At 61.4% G+C, this 19346-nt stretch carries 18 protein-coding genes; 8 read left to right on the top strand and 10 right to left on the bottom strand.

Features of this window, described 5'->3' with window-relative positions; genetic code table 11:
* Positions 1–134: 134 nt before the first annotated feature.
* Positions 135–917, top strand: a complete 783-nt coding sequence (locus AGR7B_RS03960) for a glycosyltransferase family 32 protein (protein WP_162934041.1) — start codon at positions 135–137, stop codon at positions 915–917.
* A gap of 85 nt (positions 918–1002) precedes the next feature.
* Here the strand turns inward: AGR7B_RS03960 and AGR7B_RS03955 are convergent, their stop codons facing one another.
* The 4 genes from AGR7B_RS03955 to AGR7B_RS03940 all read right to left on the bottom strand — a co-directional run bounded on the left by AGR7B_RS03955 (position 1003) and on the right by AGR7B_RS03940 (position 6570).
* Entirely contained in the window at positions 1003–1968 is a 966-nt protein-coding gene (locus AGR7B_RS03955) for an alpha/beta hydrolase family protein (protein WP_080856063.1), read from the bottom strand.
* A 170-nt stretch (positions 1969–2138) separates the two neighbouring features.
* Positions 2139–3764, bottom strand: a complete 1626-nt coding sequence (locus AGR7B_RS03950) for a cisplatin damage response ATP-dependent DNA ligase (protein WP_080856062.1) — start codon at positions 3762–3764, stop codon at positions 2139–2141.
* A 1-nt stretch (position 3765) separates the two neighbouring features.
* Positions 3766–4776 (bottom strand): ligase-associated DNA damage response exonuclease, encoded by a 1011-nt coding sequence (locus AGR7B_RS03945; protein ID WP_080856980.1) that lies wholly within the window; start codon positions 4774–4776, stop codon positions 3766–3768.
* 264 nt (positions 4777–5040) lie between these two features.
* A complete protein-coding gene (locus AGR7B_RS03940) occupies positions 5041–6570 on the bottom strand; it encodes an MDR family MFS transporter (RefSeq protein ID WP_162934040.1) in 1530 nt (509 codons plus the stop codon).
* Positions 6571–6711: 141 nt separating this feature from the next.
* Here AGR7B_RS03940 and AGR7B_RS03935 point away from each other — a divergent pair, with 141 nt between their 5' ends.
* Entirely contained in the window at positions 6712–7227 is a 516-nt protein-coding gene (locus tag AGR7B_RS03935) for a MarR family winged helix-turn-helix transcriptional regulator (protein WP_078051119.1), read from the top strand.
* Between the two features lie 82 nt (positions 7228–7309).
* The gene (locus AGR7B_RS03930; RefSeq protein WP_080856061.1) at positions 7310–7969 is read left to right on the top strand and encodes a glutathione S-transferase family protein; all 660 of its coding nucleotides are present in this window, start codon (positions 7310–7312) and stop codon (positions 7967–7969) included.
* 150 nt (positions 7970–8119) lie between these two features.
* Here the strand turns inward: AGR7B_RS03930 and AGR7B_RS03925 are convergent, their stop codons facing one another.
* A complete protein-coding gene (locus AGR7B_RS03925) occupies positions 8120–8740 on the bottom strand; it encodes a glutathione S-transferase family protein (RefSeq protein WP_078051121.1) in 621 nt (206 codons plus the stop codon).
* A gap of 134 nt (positions 8741–8874) precedes the next feature.
* Positions 8875–9873: an asparaginase gene (locus AGR7B_RS03920; RefSeq protein WP_080856978.1), complete on the bottom strand. Its 999-nt coding sequence runs from the start codon at positions 9871–9873 to the stop codon at positions 8875–8877.
* 73 nt (positions 9874–9946) lie between these two features.
* On the opposite strand from AGR7B_RS03920, the gene AGR7B_RS03915 reads away from it, so the two are divergent.
* Complete coding sequence (locus tag AGR7B_RS03915) at positions 9947–10699, top strand: DUF3750 domain-containing protein (protein ID WP_162934039.1); 753 nt, start codon at positions 9947–9949, stop codon at positions 10697–10699.
* A gap of 4 nt (positions 10700–10703) precedes the next feature.
* Here the strand turns inward: AGR7B_RS03915 and AGR7B_RS03910 are convergent, their stop codons facing one another.
* Positions 10704–12047, bottom strand: a complete 1344-nt coding sequence (locus tag AGR7B_RS03910; RefSeq protein ID WP_162934038.1) for a chloride channel protein — start codon at positions 12045–12047, stop codon at positions 10704–10706.
* A 151-nt stretch (positions 12048–12198) separates the two neighbouring features.
* Between AGR7B_RS03910 and AGR7B_RS03905 the strand changes: the two genes are divergently transcribed.
* Complete coding sequence (locus AGR7B_RS03905; protein ID WP_078051123.1) at positions 12199–12471, top strand: YlcI/YnfO family protein; 273 nt, start codon at positions 12199–12201, stop codon at positions 12469–12471.
* Entirely contained in the window at positions 12468–12767 is a 300-nt protein-coding gene (locus tag AGR7B_RS03900; RefSeq protein ID WP_078051124.1) for a type II toxin-antitoxin system RelE/ParE family toxin, read from the top strand. The genes AGR7B_RS03905 and AGR7B_RS03900 overlap by 4 nt, the downstream gene beginning before the upstream one ends.
* 3 nt (positions 12768–12770) lie before the next feature.
* Here the strand turns inward: AGR7B_RS03900 and betA are convergent, their stop codons facing one another.
* The 3 genes from betA to betI all read right to left on the bottom strand — a co-directional run bounded on the left by betA (position 12771) and on the right by betI (position 16766).
* The gene (betA, locus tag AGR7B_RS03895) at positions 12771–14420 is read right to left on the bottom strand and encodes a choline dehydrogenase (RefSeq protein WP_078051125.1); all 1650 of its coding nucleotides are present in this window, start codon (positions 14418–14420) and stop codon (positions 12771–12773) included.
* Between the two features lie 231 nt (positions 14421–14651).
* On the bottom strand, positions 14652–16115 hold the full coding sequence (gene betB, locus AGR7B_RS03885; protein ID WP_065654830.1) for a betaine-aldehyde dehydrogenase: 1464 nt from the start codon (positions 16113–16115) through the stop codon (positions 14652–14654).
* Positions 16116–16145: 30 nt separating this feature from the next.
* Positions 16146–16766: a transcriptional regulator BetI gene (betI, locus tag AGR7B_RS03880; protein WP_065654279.1), complete on the bottom strand. Its 621-nt coding sequence runs from the start codon at positions 16764–16766 to the stop codon at positions 16146–16148.
* Positions 16767–17134: 368 nt separating this feature from the next.
* Between betI and AGR7B_RS03875 the strand changes: the two genes are divergently transcribed.
* Together AGR7B_RS03875 and AGR7B_RS03870 are read left to right on the top strand one after the other, a co-directional pair.
* A complete protein-coding gene (locus AGR7B_RS03875; RefSeq protein ID WP_080856059.1) occupies positions 17135–17371 on the top strand; it encodes a ribbon-helix-helix domain-containing protein in 237 nt (78 codons plus the stop codon).
* 166 nt (positions 17372–17537) lie between these two features.
* Complete coding sequence (locus AGR7B_RS03870; RefSeq protein WP_065654280.1) at positions 17538–19340, top strand: GGDEF domain-containing protein; 1803 nt, start codon at positions 17538–17540, stop codon at positions 19338–19340.
* The last annotated feature ends 6 nt before the right edge of the window (positions 19341–19346 follow it).

Below are 19346 nucleotides of genomic sequence, written 5' to 3'. Positions count from 1 at the left end.
ACGGCCGGGTCTCGTCAATCGAGGCCCGGCCGTCTCATTTACGGCATATTGACAAACTAATTGCGTCCAATAAATACCGCGTACCGCCGTTTCCACGTGCGTGACAATCGATTCCACGCGCAGGAGCGCTGAACTTGGCAAAGCATGGCTATAACCGCATCGCGTACCGCGCGATCAAGATCGGTGGAAACATCGCCAAGGTCATCTTTTCCATCGATTTGTTCATCCGGCCCGGCAGAAGAAAAACGCTTCCGCAATATCAGCCAGCCAGACGCAGCCCGAAATCGGAAAAGGCCATTCCCCGCATCATCTGGCAGACGAATTACTCCAACCGGGTAACGACGCCGATCTATGCGAATTTCCTGTTCAACCGTTGGCTGACGCCGGAATTCGAATATCGCTACCATGATGACGAGGCGTGCCAGACCTATATCGACCGGCATTTTCCCGGACGTTACGCCGACGCCTTCCGTCGCCTGCAGGTGGGCGCCGCCAAGGCGGATTTCTGGCGTATTCTGGTGCTTCTGCAGGAAGGCGGCATCTATCTCGATATCGATTCCAATTTTGCGGCCCGCCCCGAGGATGTGATCGGCCCGGAGGAAGAGGCCGTTTTCATCGCCATGAAAAGCGGCGAGATCACAAATTACTTCATGGCCTCCAGGCCCGGCCACCCGGCGCTCAGGCTGATGGCCGACCGCATTTCCCAGAATATCGAGGACGGAACGCTCGCCAGCGTCTATGACATGACCGGCCCGACGGTGGTGCATGCCGTCGTCAAGGAACTGGGGCTTCCGGTCCGCAATTACCGCGAGATGTGCACCCAGGGTCAGTTCACCAACAAGCGCGCCCAATATGCCGACAAAAAAGACGGCGCATGGTGGGCGGAGCAGGCCAAGACGTCCATCGTCAAGAACTAGGGCGTCTCCGGTAAACGTGCGAAGCGGTTTTACCGGACGTGCTCCTGAACCTCAGACGTTCCTAGACAGCGGCACAGTTCGCATTTCAGACGAAGGCGTTGAAAAGGCGGATGCTTTCCTCGATCGCATGCGGCACCACGCCGTTATGGGTGCCGGGCAACAGCTTCCTGTCAACCTTGAAGCCGGATGTCAGGGCGCGATCCACGAAAAGCTGGTGATCGGCATCGAAAGGCCGCTCCTCCGTGCCGCGTAGAAGCAGCGCCGGACATTTGAGGCTGGGGCCGAAACAGACGGAGGAGCGCATGATGAATTCGCGCTCGTCGGTCTCGTCGAAACAGATCTCGTCGCTATAGCGGTTGAAATAACGCCAGGAATTGACGCCGGCGGAGATGGGTGCTGCGGCGCGGAACCTGCGGCTCATGGCGGCCAGAAGCGTCAGCGTGCCGCCATTGGAATGGCCGGCGATGAAGAAGCGGTTTCTGTCGATACCGGGAAGGTTTTCCAGATAGGTGGCCGCCGCCAGCGCATCCGCCGTTTCGTCATAGAAACCGGAATAATTGCCGCTCTGGCCGTTTTCACCACGGAAGGACGGCAGAAGCACGACATAGCCCGCTTCCCAATAGGGCTTCATCAGCGCCCAATGGCCGTCTCCGGTGGCGTTGCCGCCATGGAGGAAAAGTACGGCGGGCTTCAGCGTTTTTGACGGCTGGTAGTGGGAGAGCCAGGCGACAAGCTCGATGGAGCCATCCGGCCCGCCGGGATAGGTGACACGTTCCGCCCCGGGCGGCGTGCCGAGCGCAGAGGATTTTTCCGGTGCAGCCATTTTTCGCAAGAGATGGGTGTGGAACCGTTTGCGTGCCTCCGCATAATCCTGCCGCTCCAGCGGCAACACCTCGGGCGCGGCAACGCCCGCTTTCGCACGCAGCGGCAAAAATGCAGCCGCTGACAGCCCCATGGCGCCGGCCAGCAGGCTTCGCCGGGTCAGGCCCGGCAAGATGGCGCCGCTCTCTTCCTGTCCGAAGGCTGAGGAAAGAAAGCGTTTGTCTGCCATATGGTCACCTGAAGGGATGGTTGTAACAGCAGTTCAACACTGCGGCGGGAGGCTGTCCAATCACGGATTCGCGAATGACAACAATGTATTCGCAGCCATCATGGCAATTTCTGGACAGCGTCTTCCCCGTTTCCGCGCCTGTCACGGAGGATAAGGGCGGCCAAGGCACCCTACACTTCCCCGCCATCGATCATCGCCACCAGCGTCGAGAGCCTGTCCGCCTCCGCCGGCAGCTTGTCGGCACGCAGCCGCGCAATGCGCGGGAAGCGCATGGCGACGCCGGATTTGTGGCGGGTGGAACGGTTGATGCCCTCGAAGGCCACCTCCAGCACGAAACCGAAATCCGGTGTGGCGCGCACCGCCCGCACCGGGCCGAAACGCTCGACCGTGTTGTCGCGCACGAACTTGTCCAGCACCTCCAGCTCCGCATCGGTGAAGCCGAAATAGGCCTTTCCGACGGGCACGAGCTGTTCGCCATCCTCGCCTTCCGCCCAGACGCCGAAGGTGAAATCGGAATAATAGCTAGAGCGCTTGCCGTGGCCGCGCTGCGCATACATCATCACGGCGTCGATATTATAGGGATCGCGTTTCCACTTGAACCATGGCCCCTTGGCGCGGCCGGCCTGATAGGCGCTATCGCGGCGCTTGATCATCACACCCTCGATCACCGGATCGGGAGGGGCGGCGCGCAGCGTGTCGAGTTCCTGCCAGCTGGAAAAGCCGATCAGCGGCGAGAGGTCGAAACGATCATGCGGCGCGTGCTCGATAATATCCGACAGGCGGCCGCGGCGCTCCATGTAGCTTTCGGCGCGAATATCGCTCTCTCCATCGAACAGCAGGTCATAGGCGCGGATGAAGGCGGGATAGTCATCCAGCATCTTCGCTGTCACCGACTTGCGGTTCAGCCGCTGCTGCAGGTCGGAAAAGGTGCGGGTGAGATTGTTGGAGCGCGCTGTGCCGCCAATCAGCAACTCACCATCCATTACGCCTTCGAAATCGATTGCCTCCAGAACATCGGGAAAGGCGCCGGAAATATCGTCGCCGGAGCGGGAATAGAGTTTTCGCGTGGCGCCGGAGCGGGACAATTGCACGCGAATGCCGTCCCATTTCCATTCGGCGGCGTAATCGGCCGGGTCCAGCGCATCGAGGTCGCCATCCGCCACCGGCGTCGCCAGCATCACCGAATGGAAGATGGCGGGTGTGGCCAGTACCGGCCGCCCGGACTTCCCCTCAAGCCAGGCGAAAAGCGGCGTATAGGGCGGCGTCAGCCCGTGCCAGAGGGTCTCGATTTCGGTGATGTCTTTCCCGGCGAAATCGGCCAGCGCCTGCCGTGCCAGCCGCGCCGAAACGCCGATGCGCAGGCTGCCGGTGGCGAGTTTGAGGAAAGCGAAACGCGAGGATGTATCGAGCCGGTCGAGAAGATCGCGCACCGCGCCGCGCACCTCCGTGCGGCCGAGTGAATTCATCAGTGTCACGACGTCGCCGAGGCGCGGGTCCTGGGCCTCTGCATCATCCGCGCCGCCGATATTGCCCCAGACCAGCGAAATGGTTTCGGCCAGATCGCCGACATAATCATAGGAATAGCGGAACAGAACCTCATCCATCCGCTCCAAGACCAATTCGCGCAGCAGGGCCGGTTTGACGCTTTTGAGGTCCAGCGTGCCGGCAATCGCCGCCAGCCCGTAGCCTCGGTCTGGATCGGGCGTATCGCGGAAATAATCGGTCAGCAGCTTCAGTTTGCCGTTGCGCGAAGGGGTGAGAACGAGGCGGTCGAGCAGCGTGGCGAAGGCTTTCATCTCAATCCCCCTCATCCTCGTAACCGACAAGATGCAGCGGCTTGGCGGCAATGCCCTGCAACTCGCACCAGCGCACCAACGCCTCCTCACGGCCATGGGTGACCCAGACGGCCTGCGGCGAGATTTCCTTGATCGTCTCCAGCAGTTCCGGCCAGTCGCAATGGTCTGATATGACGAGCGGCAGTTCAACTCCGCCCTGCTTTGCCCTCTGCCGCACCATCATCCAGCCGGACGCGAAGGCAATCAGCGGTTCGTTGAAGCGCCGCGCCCAGCGCTCCTGAAACGCCGAGGGCGGACCGACGACGATCGCGCCCTTGAAGGCAGCGGGGTTGCTTTTCTCCAGCGTCGCGGGCCTGAGCTCCCCGAGGTCAATGCCCTGCGAAACGTAATAGTCGCAAAGCCGGGCCAGCGCGCCGTGGATATAAATCGGGTCGGAATAGCCGTTGTCGCGGAGCAGACGGATGACGCGTTGCGCCTTGCCCAAAGAATAGGCCCCAACGAGATGGGTACGTTCGGGAAACTGTTTGATGGAGGTGAGGAGCTTGGCCGTTTCCACGCGCGGCAACGGATGGTGAAACACCGGCAGGCCGAAGGTGGCCTCGGTGATGAAGACATCGCAGGGAACGATCTCGAAGGGTGCGCAGGTGGGGTCGACGCCGCGCTTGTAATCGCCGGACGCGACGATGCGCAGGCCGTTCATTTCCACCGAGATTTGCGCCGAACCCAGCACATGACCGGCGGGATGGAAACCGGCGGTGACGCCGTTCACCTCCACCGTCTCGCCGAATGCCACCGCCTGCTCGCTGCCGCAGAAATCCTCACCGTAACGGATACGCATGATATCCAGCGTCTGGCGCGTGGCCAGTACCGCGCCATGGCCGGCGCGGGCGTGATCGGAATGGCCATGGGTGATGAGCGCCCGCGCCACCGGGCGCACGGGATCGATATAAAAATCGCCCGCCGGGCAATAAAGGCCCTTGGGCGTGGAATTCAGGAGCTGTTCCGGCTTCATATTCATTGAGATAGGGCCGCCCGCGCGAATGTAAAGTGCTGCGAGCATAACGCGGAACGGGCGTTAAATTTCCAGCGGCGGTGTTTTTGTTTTGTAAGCATCTCCCGTCATTCCGGCCTTGAGCCGGAATCTAGCAGCCGCGCGTCTGCGCGGCGGGAAGAGCTCTCTCAGCCCAAGGACTTGGGCTGACTGGATACCGGCGCAAGGCCGGTATGACGGAGGAGAGGTTTCAGTCAAAACCAGCGTTCACAACTGCTTACCTGCCTACTCCCCCGCCCCTTCGGCCGGCTTTGCCTGCACCGCCGCCGGCAGTCGCACCGGTTTCAGCATCAGCGCCGCCGCAAGGCCGATGGCGGCGGTTGCGGCTGCGGCGAAGAAGAGCGGCGTAAACGCATCCGAATAGAGCGAGGCGACGGCGGCCTGCGAGGCGGCCGGGAGTTGGGAGAGCATTTTCGGCGTCAGTTCCTCGATCTTGCCGACGCCGGGAATATCGACCGCCACACCCTTCAGGCTCGATGACACGATGGCGCCATAAACCGAGATGGCAATGGCAGCGCCACCCATGCGGGTCAGGGTCACCGCGCCGCTCGCCGCACCGATATCCGCCTTGGGCGCGGAATTCTGCACGCCGATGATCGGCGCCTGCTGGCCGAGGCCGACAGCAAAGCCTTGTGCCAACATGAGGACCGCAATCACCCAAAGCGGCGTTCCGGCATGCATCTGCGTGAACAGCAGCATGGCGATGACGTTGATGGAAAGACCCGCCACCGAGAAGGGCTTGTAGACGCCGGTAATCGAAATCAGCCGTCCCGCCGAAAGCGAGCCCATGACGATGCCGCCGGTGACGGCGATGAAGAACAGGCCGGCATGGGAGGGCGAAAGCCCGGTCGTGGTCTGCAGGAACAGGGCATAATAATTGACCATGCCGATACCGATGCCGCCGCTGGTCAGCGACACGATCATCAACAGCGGAAAGGTGCTGTCCTTGAAGAGCCTGAGCGGCACCACGGGTTCCGGCGCGCGGCGTTCCACCTGCACCCAGAGAAAGGCGGCGATGACGGCGAAAGCAATGATGCCGAGGCTGGGGCCTGCAATCAGCGAGCCGAACAATTCGCTGCTGTCCGCCCAGAAGACCACGCTGGCAATGGTGGCCGCCAAGAGCACCGCGCCGAGATAATCGATCTTCGGCTGGCGGGCCGGACGACGGTACGGCAGCATCAGCGCCAGCCCTGCAATCACGATAATACCGAGTGGCAGGTTGATGAGGAAGATCGACCGCCAGCCGAACAGATCACTCATCGTGCCGCCGAGGATCGGGCCGACACTGCCTGACGCCATGATGGTGAGGCTGGAATAGCTCTGGTAGCGGGCGCGTTCGCGCGGTTCGAACAGATCCGCATTGACGGAAAAGATCGAGACCATGATGCCGCCGCCGCCAAGCCCCTGCAACACGCGGGCGGCAATCAGCGAATCCATCGACCATGCCAGACCGCAGGCGAGCGAGCCGAGCGTGAAGATGACGACCGCCGCGATCATCACATATTTGCGGCCGAACAGATCGCCGAGCTTGCCATAAACCGGCATGACCGCGCTGGTCGCCAGAAGATAGGCCGAGCCGATCCAGCCGAAACGCTCCAGCGCACCGAATTCGCCGACGATGGTGGGCAATGCTGTCGATACGATCTGGTTATCGAGGGTCGCCATGAACATGGCCAGCATCAGGAACAGAAAGACGATGAGCCTGCGCCGATGATCCGACACAAGCGGCGCCACGGGGGCGGTGGACATATCCATGAAAAATCTCGTTGGCTTCCGGCGGTTTTGCTGCGACAATTTGTGTGCTATCAGCATATATATGTCAATGGCAAGTTTTTGACATCTGTGCTAATGCCGCTAAATGTGATCGGAAAACAGCATCGAAAGGGACGATGAAGCGTGGCGACTGAGGAAAACTGGAACGAGGATCTGCCCGAGGACATCAAGCGGATCGGCAATACGATGACGCGTATGCGCATCATGATCGGCCGCCGCATCATCGGCCGCATGGCGCTTGCCAAGCTCGCTCCGGGTCTCGAACTTTCCCATATCGACGTTCTCGATATTCTGCGCCGGGCGGAAGGCGATGTGACCGTGGGTGCGATTGCCGAGGGCATGCGCATCGACCCTTCCCGCGGCAGCCGGGTGGTGGCGGATATGGTGGGGCGCGGCCTGCTGAAACGCGGCGTTTCCCAGAAAGACGGCCGCCGCAGCATTGTCGAGATCACGCCGCTCGGCACCAGTCTTTTGCAGGAGATGCGCCGGACCAAGATGAGCGTCATCGAGGACGTGATGGATGGCTGGCCGGCGGAGGATGTGGAGACATTCGCCCGCCTGTTCGAACGCTTTATCGACCGTTTCGAAAATCGTCTGTCGCCGGATACGGACTTCTTCACGGATCAGAAAAAATCATAGCTGCCCCGGCGATCTGCAACTTCACTTTAAAACGACGAAACCGTAACGTGCCGCGCATCGAACTGGTCAAGGGGTAATTTCGATGTTGACGATCTACGGTGTCTACCGTTCCCGTGCCACGCGCACGCTGTGGCTTGCGGGTGAACTGGGCATAGAATTCAAGCATGTGCCCGTGATACAGGCCCGCCGCCTTGCCGATCCGCTGGCTGCGGATGCGCCGCTCAACACGCTGTCTCCCGCATTTCTCGCCGTCAACCCGATGGGCACCATTCCCTGCATCGAGGATGACGGCATGGTGCTTTACGAATCCATGGCCATCAATCTCTACCTTGCCCGCAAATATGGCGGACCGCTCGCCCCCATCGACCTGAAGGAAGATGCGGCGATGCTGCAATGGTCCTTCTTTGCCGCCACCGAAATCGAGACCAATTCGCTGAAGATTTCCTCCGCCATCGCCGAAGGCCTGTCGGAAAGCGATAGCGGCAAGGCCGTGATCGACGTCGCCGCCCGGCTGCTGAAGCGCCCCTTCCGGGTGCTGGAGCAGCATCTTTCCAGCCACGACTATCTGGTGGGCGACCGTTTCACCGTCGCCGATCTCAACGCGGCGGAAATCGTTCGTTACGCCCAGGGCCACAAGCCGCTGTTCGATGCCCATGCGGCGCTGAAAGCCTGGCTGGATCGCTGCCAGGCCCGCACAGCGTTCAAGACCATGTGGGATACGCGTGCGGCCGAGGCGGCCTGAGCGGTTAAGCCGCTTTTCCCTCCGTCATGCCGGACCTGATCCGGCATCCAGCCAGCCCAAGTCCTTGGGCTGAAACGACTCTTCTCGCCGCGCAGACGCGCGTCGGCTGGATTCCGGCTCAGGGCCGGAATGACGGAAATACTGAGCCCCTCAGCCCCTCTCGCCCGCCAGCGCCCGCTGCACCGCAGGGCGGTCGTTCATGCGGCGGAAGTGGTCGTGTACCTTCGGGAAGCGGGCAATATCCACGCCATCGCTTTCCAGCCAGCCAGACATGACGAAAAGATAGGGATCGGCAACAGAATAGGCCGTACCAAGAACCCATGGGCCGTGCAGCATGCCGTGCTCGATCAGTTCGAAGCACTCGCCCATGGTCTGCGGCACTTTCGCCTTCATATCGGCCAGCGAACTATCCTCATTCGCCCAGCGGCTGCCGCGCCGGCCATGCGCATGGGCAACATGCACGGTGGAAGAAATGAAGGCGTTGAAGGACTGCATCAGCGCGAATTCGAACGGATCGTCGAGCGGCGCGAGCTTCTTTTCGGGCGCCATCTGCGCGATGAAGGCGAGGATGGCGGGCGTCTCCGTCAGCACGCCGCTTGCCGTGGCCAGTGCGGGCACGCGGCCCTTCGGATTGATCTTTAAAAATGCCTCGGAGCGTTGCTCGCCCTCCGCGAAATTGACGCGGTGGGCCTTGTAGGGCAGGCCGGATTCCTCAAGCACGATATGGCTGGCGCGGGAGCAGGAACCGGGGGAGAAAAACAGTGTGAACATGGATATGCGACCTCCAAAGCAATTAAGCGCCCGCTTCTTCCTCATGCAGACGCCGCCCCTCGGCGGCCATGGGATGACCGTCACACGCAGGGCACGCCATCATCGTGCCCGCAACCGGCCGCGTCAAAGGTTATTTAAAGCCCGACGACGCGGATATCGCCGACATGGATGCCGTTCCAGTTGCGCATCTGCCGGTTCGCCATGCCGCTCAAAGCCTGTTGCTCGGCGCTGCCTTCATCGAAATAGCGGGCCAGCAGTGCCGAGACCATGGCTTCCGCCGCCCGCGTCGTGCCGTCTTCGCATTTCACCGCCATGGCAATGCCCTTTTCCGGCAGGGCGGCGACAAAAACGCCCTCCGCGCCGGTCTTTGCGAAGATTTTTCCCGGCGCGATCTGCATCAGTTTCGTGCAGGCGCGGCCGGTACCCGCCACGTAAAAGGGCTCCGCCATGCAGGCCTCCACGAGACGGCGCGAGGCTTTCGCACGGCCCGGTTCCAGCCCCCTGCCCGTCGCCATTTTCGCGAAACCATGCGCCAGCCCTTTGAGCGGTACGGCATAGGTGGGGATGGAGCAGCCATCCACGCCGCAATTGTCCTGACCGAGAGCAGCACCCGTCAGGCTTGCCATCGTGGCGCGGATTTCCTGCTGCAGCGGGTGATCGTAACCGACATAGCCCTTGGGGTCAGTGCCGGTGTGGCAGCAGGCGCAGATGAAACCTGAATGTTTGCCAGAGCAATTATTGTGAAGCGCGGTCGGCTTTTCCAGCGTGCGGGCCTGATGGATGATGGTTTTCTGGTCGGAGGACCAGTGCGCGCCGCATTCCAGCGTATCCACATCCCTGCCCGCCTTCGCCAGCATCGAAGCGGCGAGCTCCACATGCGCGTCCTCGCCGGAATGGGAGGAACAGGCAAGCGCCAGTTCGCGGTTGCCGAAGCCGTAGGCATCCGCAGCGCCGCTTTCCAGCAGCGGCAGCGCCTGCATGGCCTTGCAGGCGGAACGCAGAAAGATGCCGCGCTCGATATCGCCCGCCGAAAACAGCACGCCGCCATCGCCATCCACCACCACGGCAAGGCCATGATGGCGGCTTTCCACGAGGTTGCCGCGGGTGACTTCGACGGTAACGGAATTGTTCATTTTCGCAGCCTCAAAAAATTCTGATTTCATGTGGTTGATACCGCAATTGATTTTTCGATGCACGGGGCTGTTCGTGAAATTTGCAAAACGTCTGCTGCTGGCGATTGCCGTTATCTATCTGCTTCCCGCGCTGGCATCGGCCGGGCTGTGGGCCATGAAAGACCATCCGCGCGGCTGGAACGCCGCAAGATGGTCGTCCTCCGGCATGCTGCCGGCGGCGTCCAGCAACGGCGAAGCCGCCGTCTACGTCTTTTCCGCCATGACCGGCGGCTTCAAGGGCTCCGTCGCCAGCCACGCCTGGGTCGTGCTGAAAAAGCCGGGTGCCGCGAGCTATGACCGTTATGACAAGGTGGGCTGGGGCACGCCGATCCGCCACAATGGTTATGCGGCGGATGCCTACTGGTATTCCAACATGCCGCGCCAGGTGGTGGCCATTCACGGTGCAGAGGCGGAAAAGCTGATCCCCAAGATAGAAAAGGCGATTGCCGACTACCCCTATGGCAAGCCGGGCGGCTATCGCATCTATCCCGGCCCCAACTCCAACACGTTCGTCGCGCATGTGCTGCGCAGCGTGCCCGAGCTCGGCGTCGTGCTGCCGCCGAACGCGGTCGGCCGCGACTATCTGCCGGACGGCGCATTCTACCACATCGCCGACGACTGGAAGGATGCGAGCGTTTCGCTCGGCGGCCTGTTCGGCATTTCGGCCGGTGCGCGCAGCGGCTTCGAGATCAATTTCCTCGGTCTTGTCGCGGGTGTCGATTTCGCACGGCCGGGCGTGAAGATACCGGGACTCGGTTATTTCGGGGTGGCGGGCATCAGGGCTTGAGCCATCACGTTTCAGTGGCCTGAGCGGCGCGTCTGGCGCGGATGCTCTGGGCGATGAAGACCCGCGACAGGCCATGATAAAGCGGCTCGCGGGAGAAAAGCCGCGACGTCAGATATCCGAGCATCGATGCGGCCATGATGGGCATGACGCCTTCATGATTGCCGGTCATTTCAAGGATAATGACAAAAGCCGTCATCGGCGCCTGCACCACGCCGGCAAAATAACCCGCCATGCCGACAATGGCGCCAAGGCCGATGCTGGTGCCGAGCAGGGTGGCCATGGTGCTGCCAAAGCCCGCGCCTACTGACAGCGACGGCGCGAAAATGCCGCCCGGAATGCCCGACATCATGGCGAGGAACGTCGCCGCCAGTTTTTCGATGAAGAAGAATGCCGGCGCGGCCTCGCCCTCGATTGCCGCGCGTGCCTGTTCGTAACCGGTGCCGAAGGTCGCGCCGCCAGTCGCGATGCCGAGGACGGCGGAGGCAAGGCCGCAGGCGGCGGCGACCGCCAGCATCCGCTTCAGCGGCATGGTCTGGGCAAAACGGCGGATACGTGCCGAGAGCCTCAGGGCACCGGCGCTGAACAGCGCGCCGAACGCGCCGCCGCCAATGCCGCAGACCAGAACCAGCAGCCAGTCCATGGTCGTTTTCGCCATCACCGAACTGGTGCCGAAATAGGTATAGCTGCCGACCAGCGCCAGCGAAGCGAGGCCCGACAGGATGACGGCAGTGAGAACGAGGCCATTGGCGCGGGATTCATAGGTCTTGCTCATTTCCTCGATAGCGAAGACGATGCCGGCGAGCGGCGTGTTGAAGGCCGCCGCAATGCCCGCCGCCGAGCCAGCGAGAATAAGTCCCTTCGCCTGCGCCATGCCGCCCCAGCGGGCGGCCTGCAGCATGATCGAGGCGCCAACCTGAACGGTCGGGCCCTCACGGCCGATGGAGGCACCGGAGAGCAGGCCAGCAACGGTCAACACCACCTTGCCGAAAGCGAGCTTCAGCGACAGAAGTCGCGAACGGTCCGCATCTTCCCGCAGGTGCCGCGCGGCGATGGCCTGCGGGATGCCGCTGCCGCCGGCATTGGGGAAAACCGTGATCGCGAGCCAGGCGCAGAGCGTGAAGCCGAGCGGCGTGATGATGAGCGGCAGCAGAAACGCCCATTCGCCCGATGAGGTTGCCGCGAAGAAAAGGTGCTGGGCCCGATCCGCCGCCCACGCAAAGCCGACGCTGATAAGGCCGACCGCAATCGCGCCAATCCAGAAAACCGCCCTCGGCCTCCACACCCGCCACGAACCCCAAACGACACGGGAACGGCGGAGCATCTTCAGCTTTTTGTAGTCGACGGGCATGACGGTCCAGATCGGTGATTTTGGTATTGTTTCTCGGGCGGGATGCCCGTTTATCTGCCTCCCTGGGCTCGATTGCAAGGTTTTGCATTTGACAGGTCGCCCCTATCGGCGCATTCTTTGCATCGCAATTGCAACGCACGGAGACGTAGACATGAAAACGGCAACGATCCCTTCGCTGCGGGTGACGGCGGATTTTCGCGAGGCTGCTGAAAGCGTGCTGAAGGAAGGCGAGACGCTTTCTTCCTTCGTTGAAGAGTCCGTGCGCAGGCAGGTGGAAATCCGTAAATCCCAGGCGGAATTCATTGCGCGCGGGCTGGCGTCACTCGAGGAATCCAAACGCACGGGGATTTTTTATTCGGCCGAAGAGGTGCATGCGGAATTGCGGGCGATGCTCGCCGCCAAGAAAGCTGAGCGTGGCGAGTGACCTTCAATCTCCGGTACACGATTGCAGCCCGAGCGGACATAACCCGGCTATATGATTTTTTACTGGAAAAGGATTTTTCGACGGCGGAAAAAGCCGTGGACCGCATCATTTCGACGATTGAGGGACTGAGCGAGTTTCCTTTCGCAACGCGCAAGGCGCCTGGGGACAACGCACTCTTACGAGAACTGATCGTTCCGTTCGGATCTTCCGGTTACATCGTCCTCATTCAAATCGAAGATGCGGAAACCGTGTCCATCCTCGCGATCCGCCACCAGCGCGAGGACGATTACCATTGATCCTTACCGGTCGCTCACGGCCGCGCGCGGGTTTACCCACGGTTCCTGATTGGAGCGCGGCAGCGGGGTCTTGCCGAGAATATGATCCGCCGCCTTTTCGCCGGTCATGATCGACGGGCCGTTGAGGTTGCCATAGGTCACATGCGGGAAGATCGAGCTGTCCGCCACTCTCAAGCCCTCAACGCCAATCACCCGGCATTCGGGATCGACGACGGCCATCGGGTCGTCCCTGTCGCCCATGCGGCAGGTGCCGCAGGGGTGATAGGCGCTTTCCAGATGCTCGCGCAAAAAGGCGTCGATCTCCTCATCCGTCTCCACATTTTCGCCGGGCTGGATTTCCGGTCCGCGAAAATCGTCAAAGGCTTTCTGGCTGAAGATATCGCGCGTCAGGCGCACGCAATGGCGGAATTTTTCCCAGTCTTCCGGGTGGCTCATATAGTTGAAGCGGATGACCGGGTCGTCATGTGGGTCTGCGGAACGCAAGGTAACATTCCCGCGCGATTTCGACAGGTTGTAACCTACATGCACCTGAAAACCATGGCTTTTCGCCGCCGCTTTGCCATCATAGGAAATGGCAACGGGCAGGAAATGATACTGGATGTCAGGCTGCTTCAGACCGGCTGCTGAGCGCAGGAAAGCACAGGCCTCGAACTGGTTGGAAGCGCCAAGCCCGCCTTTCGACAGCAGCCATTGCGCACCCGCCACGCCCTGCCAGAACCATGGCAGCCAGGAATAAAGCGAGACCGGCTTGGTGGAGACCTGCTGGAAATAAAACTCCATATGGTCCTGAAGGTTCTCGCCCACGCCCGGGCGATCCGCCTTCACCTCAATGCCCATGTCTTTCAGGTGCGCGGCGGGGCCGATGCCTGAGAGCATCAGCAGTTTCGGCGAATTGAAGGAGGATGCCGAGACGATGACCTCGCGATTGGCCGGAATGGTTTCCACCACGCCCTTGCGCTCGATCTCGACGCCAACCGCGCGGCCATTCTCGATGACGATCTTGCGGGCGAAGCCGTTGACCAGCGTGACATTGCCGCGCTTCAGCGCCGGTTTCAGATAGGCATTGGCAGCGGACCAGCGGCGGCCATTATGGATGGTCTGCTCCATCAGGCCGAACCCCTCCTGCTTGGAGCCGTTATAGTCGTCGGTCAGCTCGAAACCGGCCTCAGCGCCCGCCTGAATGAAGGCGTGGAACAGCGGATTGTTGACCGGGCCGCGCTGCACATGCAGCGGCCCGTCCGTGCCGCGCCAGCCTTCTTCGCCGCCATGGCTGTGTTCCATGCGCTTGAAGTAAGGCAGCACATCCGCATAGGCCCAGCCATGCGCGCCAAGCTCTTCCCAGCGGTTGAAATCCTCGGCATGGCCGCGCACGTAAACGAGGCCGTTGATGGAGGACGAACCGCCGATAACCTTGCCGCGCGGGGCCGTGATGCGGCGATTGTCGAGGTTCGGCTCGGGCTCGGAGAGATAGCCCCAATTATAGCGCTTCATGCTCATCGGCCATGCGAGTGCGGCCGGCATCTGGATGAAGGGGCCGAAATCCGAACCGCCGGCCTCGATGACGATCACCGAATAGCGGCCGTCTTCCGACAGGCGATAGGCGATGGCGGAGCCTGCGGAACCCGAACCGACGATGACGTAATCTGCTTGCATGATCTGCTCTCTCCGATGAGCGTTGGTTCCGATGACCGTATGCGGCTGGGGTTTCACCCCCCTCTGCCCTGCCGGGCATCTCCCCCTCAAGGGGGGAGATCGGCAAGCGGCGCTACCGCCGCTTCATTCGCTGACGTTGAGATGGGCGCGACCTCGCCGCATATCGATCTCCCCCCTTGAGGGGGAGATGTCCGGCAGGACAGAGGGGGGTTAGCCCCACGCACCGCCCCATCAATAAGGCGCGTCCACCTTCCCAGTGCTCACATAAACCGTCTTCAACTCACTATAATGCTCCAGCGCGGCGGCCGAATTCTCCCGCCCGAAGCCGGATTGCTTGGAACCGCCGAAGGGGATTTCGACCGGGCAGAGATTATAGGTATTGATCCACAGCGTGCCCGCTTCCAGCTGGTCCACCACGCGATGGGCGCGGGCGAGATCGGCGGTGAAGACGCCGCCGGCGAGGCCGAATTCGGTGGCGTTGGCGCGGGTAAGAACCTCGTCTTCATCGTCGAAATCCAGCACGCACATGACGGGCCCGAAGATTTCCTCGCGGGCGATGGTCATGTCGTCGGTCACATCGGCGAAGACGGTCGGCTGCACATAAGCGCCCTCGCCCGAGACGTTGTTGGGAATGCCGCCGCCGGTGATGAGCGTCGCGCCCTCTGCCTTACCCTTTTCGATATAGGAAAGGACCTTCTCCTGCTGGGCCTTGGAGACCAGCGGGCCGAGATGGGTGGCGTAGTCGAGCGGATCGCCGAGGATCATCGCCTCCGTGCGGCGCTTCAGATTGTCGAGGAAACGCTCCTTCGCCTTTTTCTGCACGAAGACGCGGGTGCCGTTGGAGCAGACCTGGCCGGAGGAATAGAAGTTGCCGAGCATGGCCCCGCCGACAGCGCTTTCGATATCGGCGTCGTCGAAGACGATCAGCGGCGATTTGCCGCCGAGTTCCATGGTCACGTGCTTCAGATGCCCGGCAGCGGCGGCGGCTACCTTGCGGCCGGTCGGGACTGAGCCGGTAAGCGAGACCTTGGCCACATCCGGGTGGTTAACCAGCAGCGGGCCGGTATCGCGATCGCCCTGAATGACGTTGAACAGGCCCTTTGGCAGGCCGGCTTCGATGAGGATTTCGGCGATCTTCAAGGCGCCGAGCGGGGTGTTTTCCGAAGGTTTGAAGACCATGGCATTGCCGGCGACCAGCGCGGGAGCGGCCTTCCAGCAGGCGATCTGCTGCGGATAGTTCCACGCTCCGATGCCGACGCAGACGCCGAGCGGCACGCGCTTGGTATAGGCAAAATCGCCGCCGAGGGGGATGTAATCGCCGTTCAGCGCGGAAGGGGCGATGCCGCCGAAAAATTCGAAGGCATCCGCGCCGGAGGTCGGGTCAGCGACGATGGTTTCCTGAATCGGCTTGCCGGTATCCAGCGTCTCCAGCGTGGACAACGCATCGTTGCGCTCGCGCATGATATCGGCGGCGCGTTTGAGGATGCGGCCGCGCGCCATCGGGCTCATCGCCGCCCATTCCTTCTGCGCCCGTTTGGCCGATGCGATGGCGCGCTCGACGATGGCAGGCGTTGCCGCATGCAGCCTTGCAATCACCTCGCCGGTGGCCGGGAAGATGCTCTCGAACGGCGTGCCGGTCGTGTCTTCGACATAGTCCCCGTCGATGAAATGCGAGGCTTTCGGCTGCGCCTTCAGCGGCGTCGCGATAGTCATGTCGAAGTCTCCTTAAAGAACGCGGATGGACGGCTTTGGGCGCTGTCCATCGGGAAAAGATTTGAGCTGCATGTCGAAATAATCCTCGACAAGCGCCGGTGCGGAGGCAAGGCCGAGCGGCGCCGAGCGCAGGCTGTGGCGAATATAAAGCCCGTCGATCAAGGCGGCCGCGCCTTCCGCGATGCGCGCGGCATCGTCTGGCGGGCAAAGCCGGTTGAGGCTCGCCATGAGGTTGGAGCGCAGACGGCGCGAATAGAGCACGAGCAGGCGGCGGGTTTCTTCCGAGCGCTGCGCCTCGACATAAAAGGCAAGCCACGCCGCCACCGTTTCGGGCGTGAACTGGTCGCTCTGGAAGGAGACATGCACGATGGCGCTCAACCTTTCACGCGGGCCGGAAGCGCGGGTCAAAGCCGCCACCGCATCACGCCTGAGATCGCGCAGCAGGCTGCGAATGGTTTCCAGCAGAAGCTGCTGCTTGCTGCCGAAATAATGGTGCGCGAGCGCCGCCGACACGCCCGCTTCCCGGGCGATATCCGACATCGTCACATTCAGCGAACCATGGTGGCCTATGGTGCGAAGCGCCGCATCCACCAGCGCCTTCCGGCGCAGAGGCTCCATTCCGATCTTGGGCATAGGCGTCTCCTTGATGGCGGCAAAATATTCTTGATTGATCGATCAATCAATAAAAAACGCGCCATTTTATGTCGCTGATTTGCGATGGATCATATTTTCCGCCGGCGGACAGTGATAGTTTCGCAGGCATCGGCCAGCGCGGCGAGCCCCATGCTGCCGCCCGGTTCACGGGGGAAAAACTAAACCGTGATATACTGCGAATTGGGAATGGAATGCGTTTCGTGCTAATATCGCTGATGATACAAATTTCGCTGGAAGCGGCGCCAGACGAAAGACGATAAAAACGCCCGCCTAGACCACGACGGCGCCCGATCCGCAAACCGGACATCGAAGGACCGATCGCAGCGTTTAAAGAAGGGAGTGATATCATGCCAATGGTAACAGTATCGATTTCCCCGGAACAGGCAGCAAGGATGCGTGAGGCCGTGAATTGCGGAGCCTATGCTTCCGGCAGTGAGGTCGTTCGTGAGGCCCTGCGCCTGTGGGCGGCCTCCACCGCGCAGGGCACCGGATCGGCTTCAAGACCAGCGGCGGATGCGGACCGGGAGCGGCTCAACGTTGCGGACCTTTACGCCGCACACACCGGACATGCGCGAAGGGCCTGAACCGCCGCGCAACAACCTTTAATATCCAAGGGGTTGTTATAAAAGGTTCACGAAAGCTTCACAGTGGTGAAAGCTTTTGTTGACCTGTGATCTGCAATTGTTTGCCCAAAAATAATGGGCGCCCAAGGATTTAAAACCGGGCGTAAGAACATGAGCGGAGAGACATATGCAGGCCGTCACGCTGGAGAACGATGTCATAAGGCGTTTTGCCTCCGGGCACATGTTTCCCATGGCGAAACTGGTGCTCGAGACGGCGTTTCAGCCGATTGTAGAGGCGACGACAGGCACGATTTTTGGTTATGAATCGCTGATGCGCGGCCATGACCGGCTCGGTTTTTCCAATCCGCTGGCGCTTCTCGACCAGGCTGCCGCCGATGGCGAGCTGAAGGCCTTCGAGCAGATGCTGGCGAGCCGCGCTCTCGCAAAATTCTCCACCCTGCCCGATTTCTCCTCCGCCACCCTGTTCCTCAATCTGGATGTGCGGCTGATCCCGCATGGCGACGCCATTCTCGACAAGCTCGTCGGCCATCTGGCGCGGGCGGGCATTCCCGCATCCTCCATCTGCTTTGAGCTTTCCGAACGTTTCGACAATACCAGCGTGCCGGAATTCACGGCGCTGATTGCCCGCATGCGCAAGGAAGGCTTCAAGCTGGCCATCGACGATTTCGGCGCCGGTCATGGCGAGATGAAGCTGCTGTGTGATTTCCCGCTGGATTACCTGAAGATCGACCGGCATTTCATCACCGGCGTCGACCAATTGCCGCGCAAGCAGCACCTTGTGCGCAACATCGTCAACATCGCCCATGTTCTTGGTGTGCGGGTCATTGCGGAAGGCATCGAAACCGAAGCGGAGTTTCTGACCTGCCGCGAATTCGGCGTCGATCTGGTGCAGGGCTGGCTGATCGCGAGGCCCACGGTCTTCACCAGCGAGCTGCCGGAGAGCTTTCCCCATATCAACCGCATGGGCGTGGCGCGGCGCAGCAGCCAGACGCTGGATGAGATTCTCATTCGCCGCGAAATCGAGCGTCTTCCGACCGTCTTCGAGCATGACAGCGTCGACAGCGTCTTCGAACTGTTCCGCAGAAATCCGCAGCAGGCGTTTTTCCCGGTTCTCAACGCCAATGGCGAACCGCGCGGCGTCATCAACGAATATCACCTCAAGGAATATATCTACCGGCCCTTCGGCCGCGACCTGCTCAAGAACAAGATCTACGAGCGCACCATTTCCCATTTCGTCGATCCCGCGCCGATTGTCGGTCTCGATGCGGATGCCGATCAATTGATGAACATGTTCGCCAGCATGGGCGGCAGCGCCTGCATCATCCTCACCGAAAACATGCGTTACGCCGGCATCGTTTCCGCCGCTTCGCTCATCAAGGTCATCAATGAAAAACAGCTGAAGATGGCGCAGGATCAGAACCCGCTGACGGCGCTGCCCGGCAACCGCGCGATTGGCGGTTTCATTGCCGACCGTTGCAGCGATGGCGACGAGGCGCGCTTCTTTTGTTATTGCGACTTCGATAATTTCAAACCCTTCAACGACAAATACGGCTTCAACGCCGGCGACCACGCCATCACGCTGTTTTCGGCCCTGATGCGCCGTTACTTTTTTGCCGGCGATTGTTTCCTCGGCCATATCGGCGGCGACGATTTTTTCATCGGCGTGCGTGACTGGACGGTGGAGGAGCTGACGGAAATCCTCGAGCGGCTGCTCAGCGATTTTCACGACGACGTCGCCGAACTCTATTCGGACGAGGACCGCGCCGCCGGCTGCATGAAGGGCCAGGACCGCCACGGCAATGAGCGGGACTTCGCGCTGCTGCGCTGCTCTATCGGCGTTCTGACCTTGCCGAAAGGGCTGATCATCGCCAATCCCGAGCGGATCGGCAGCGAGATCGCTGGCGTGAAGGCGGCTGCGAAGGAAAACGAAGGCGGTCTCGTCGTCCGGGTCTTCGGCGAGACAAATTGACACTCG

Origin of the sequence: Agrobacterium deltaense RV3, from assembly GCF_900013505.1 — a bacterium.
Taxonomy (GTDB): domain Bacteria; phylum Pseudomonadota; class Alphaproteobacteria; order Rhizobiales; family Rhizobiaceae; genus Agrobacterium; species Agrobacterium leguminum.
Note: the sequence above shows the minus strand (reverse complement) of the source record. Positions and strands in the feature narration are given on the sequence as shown.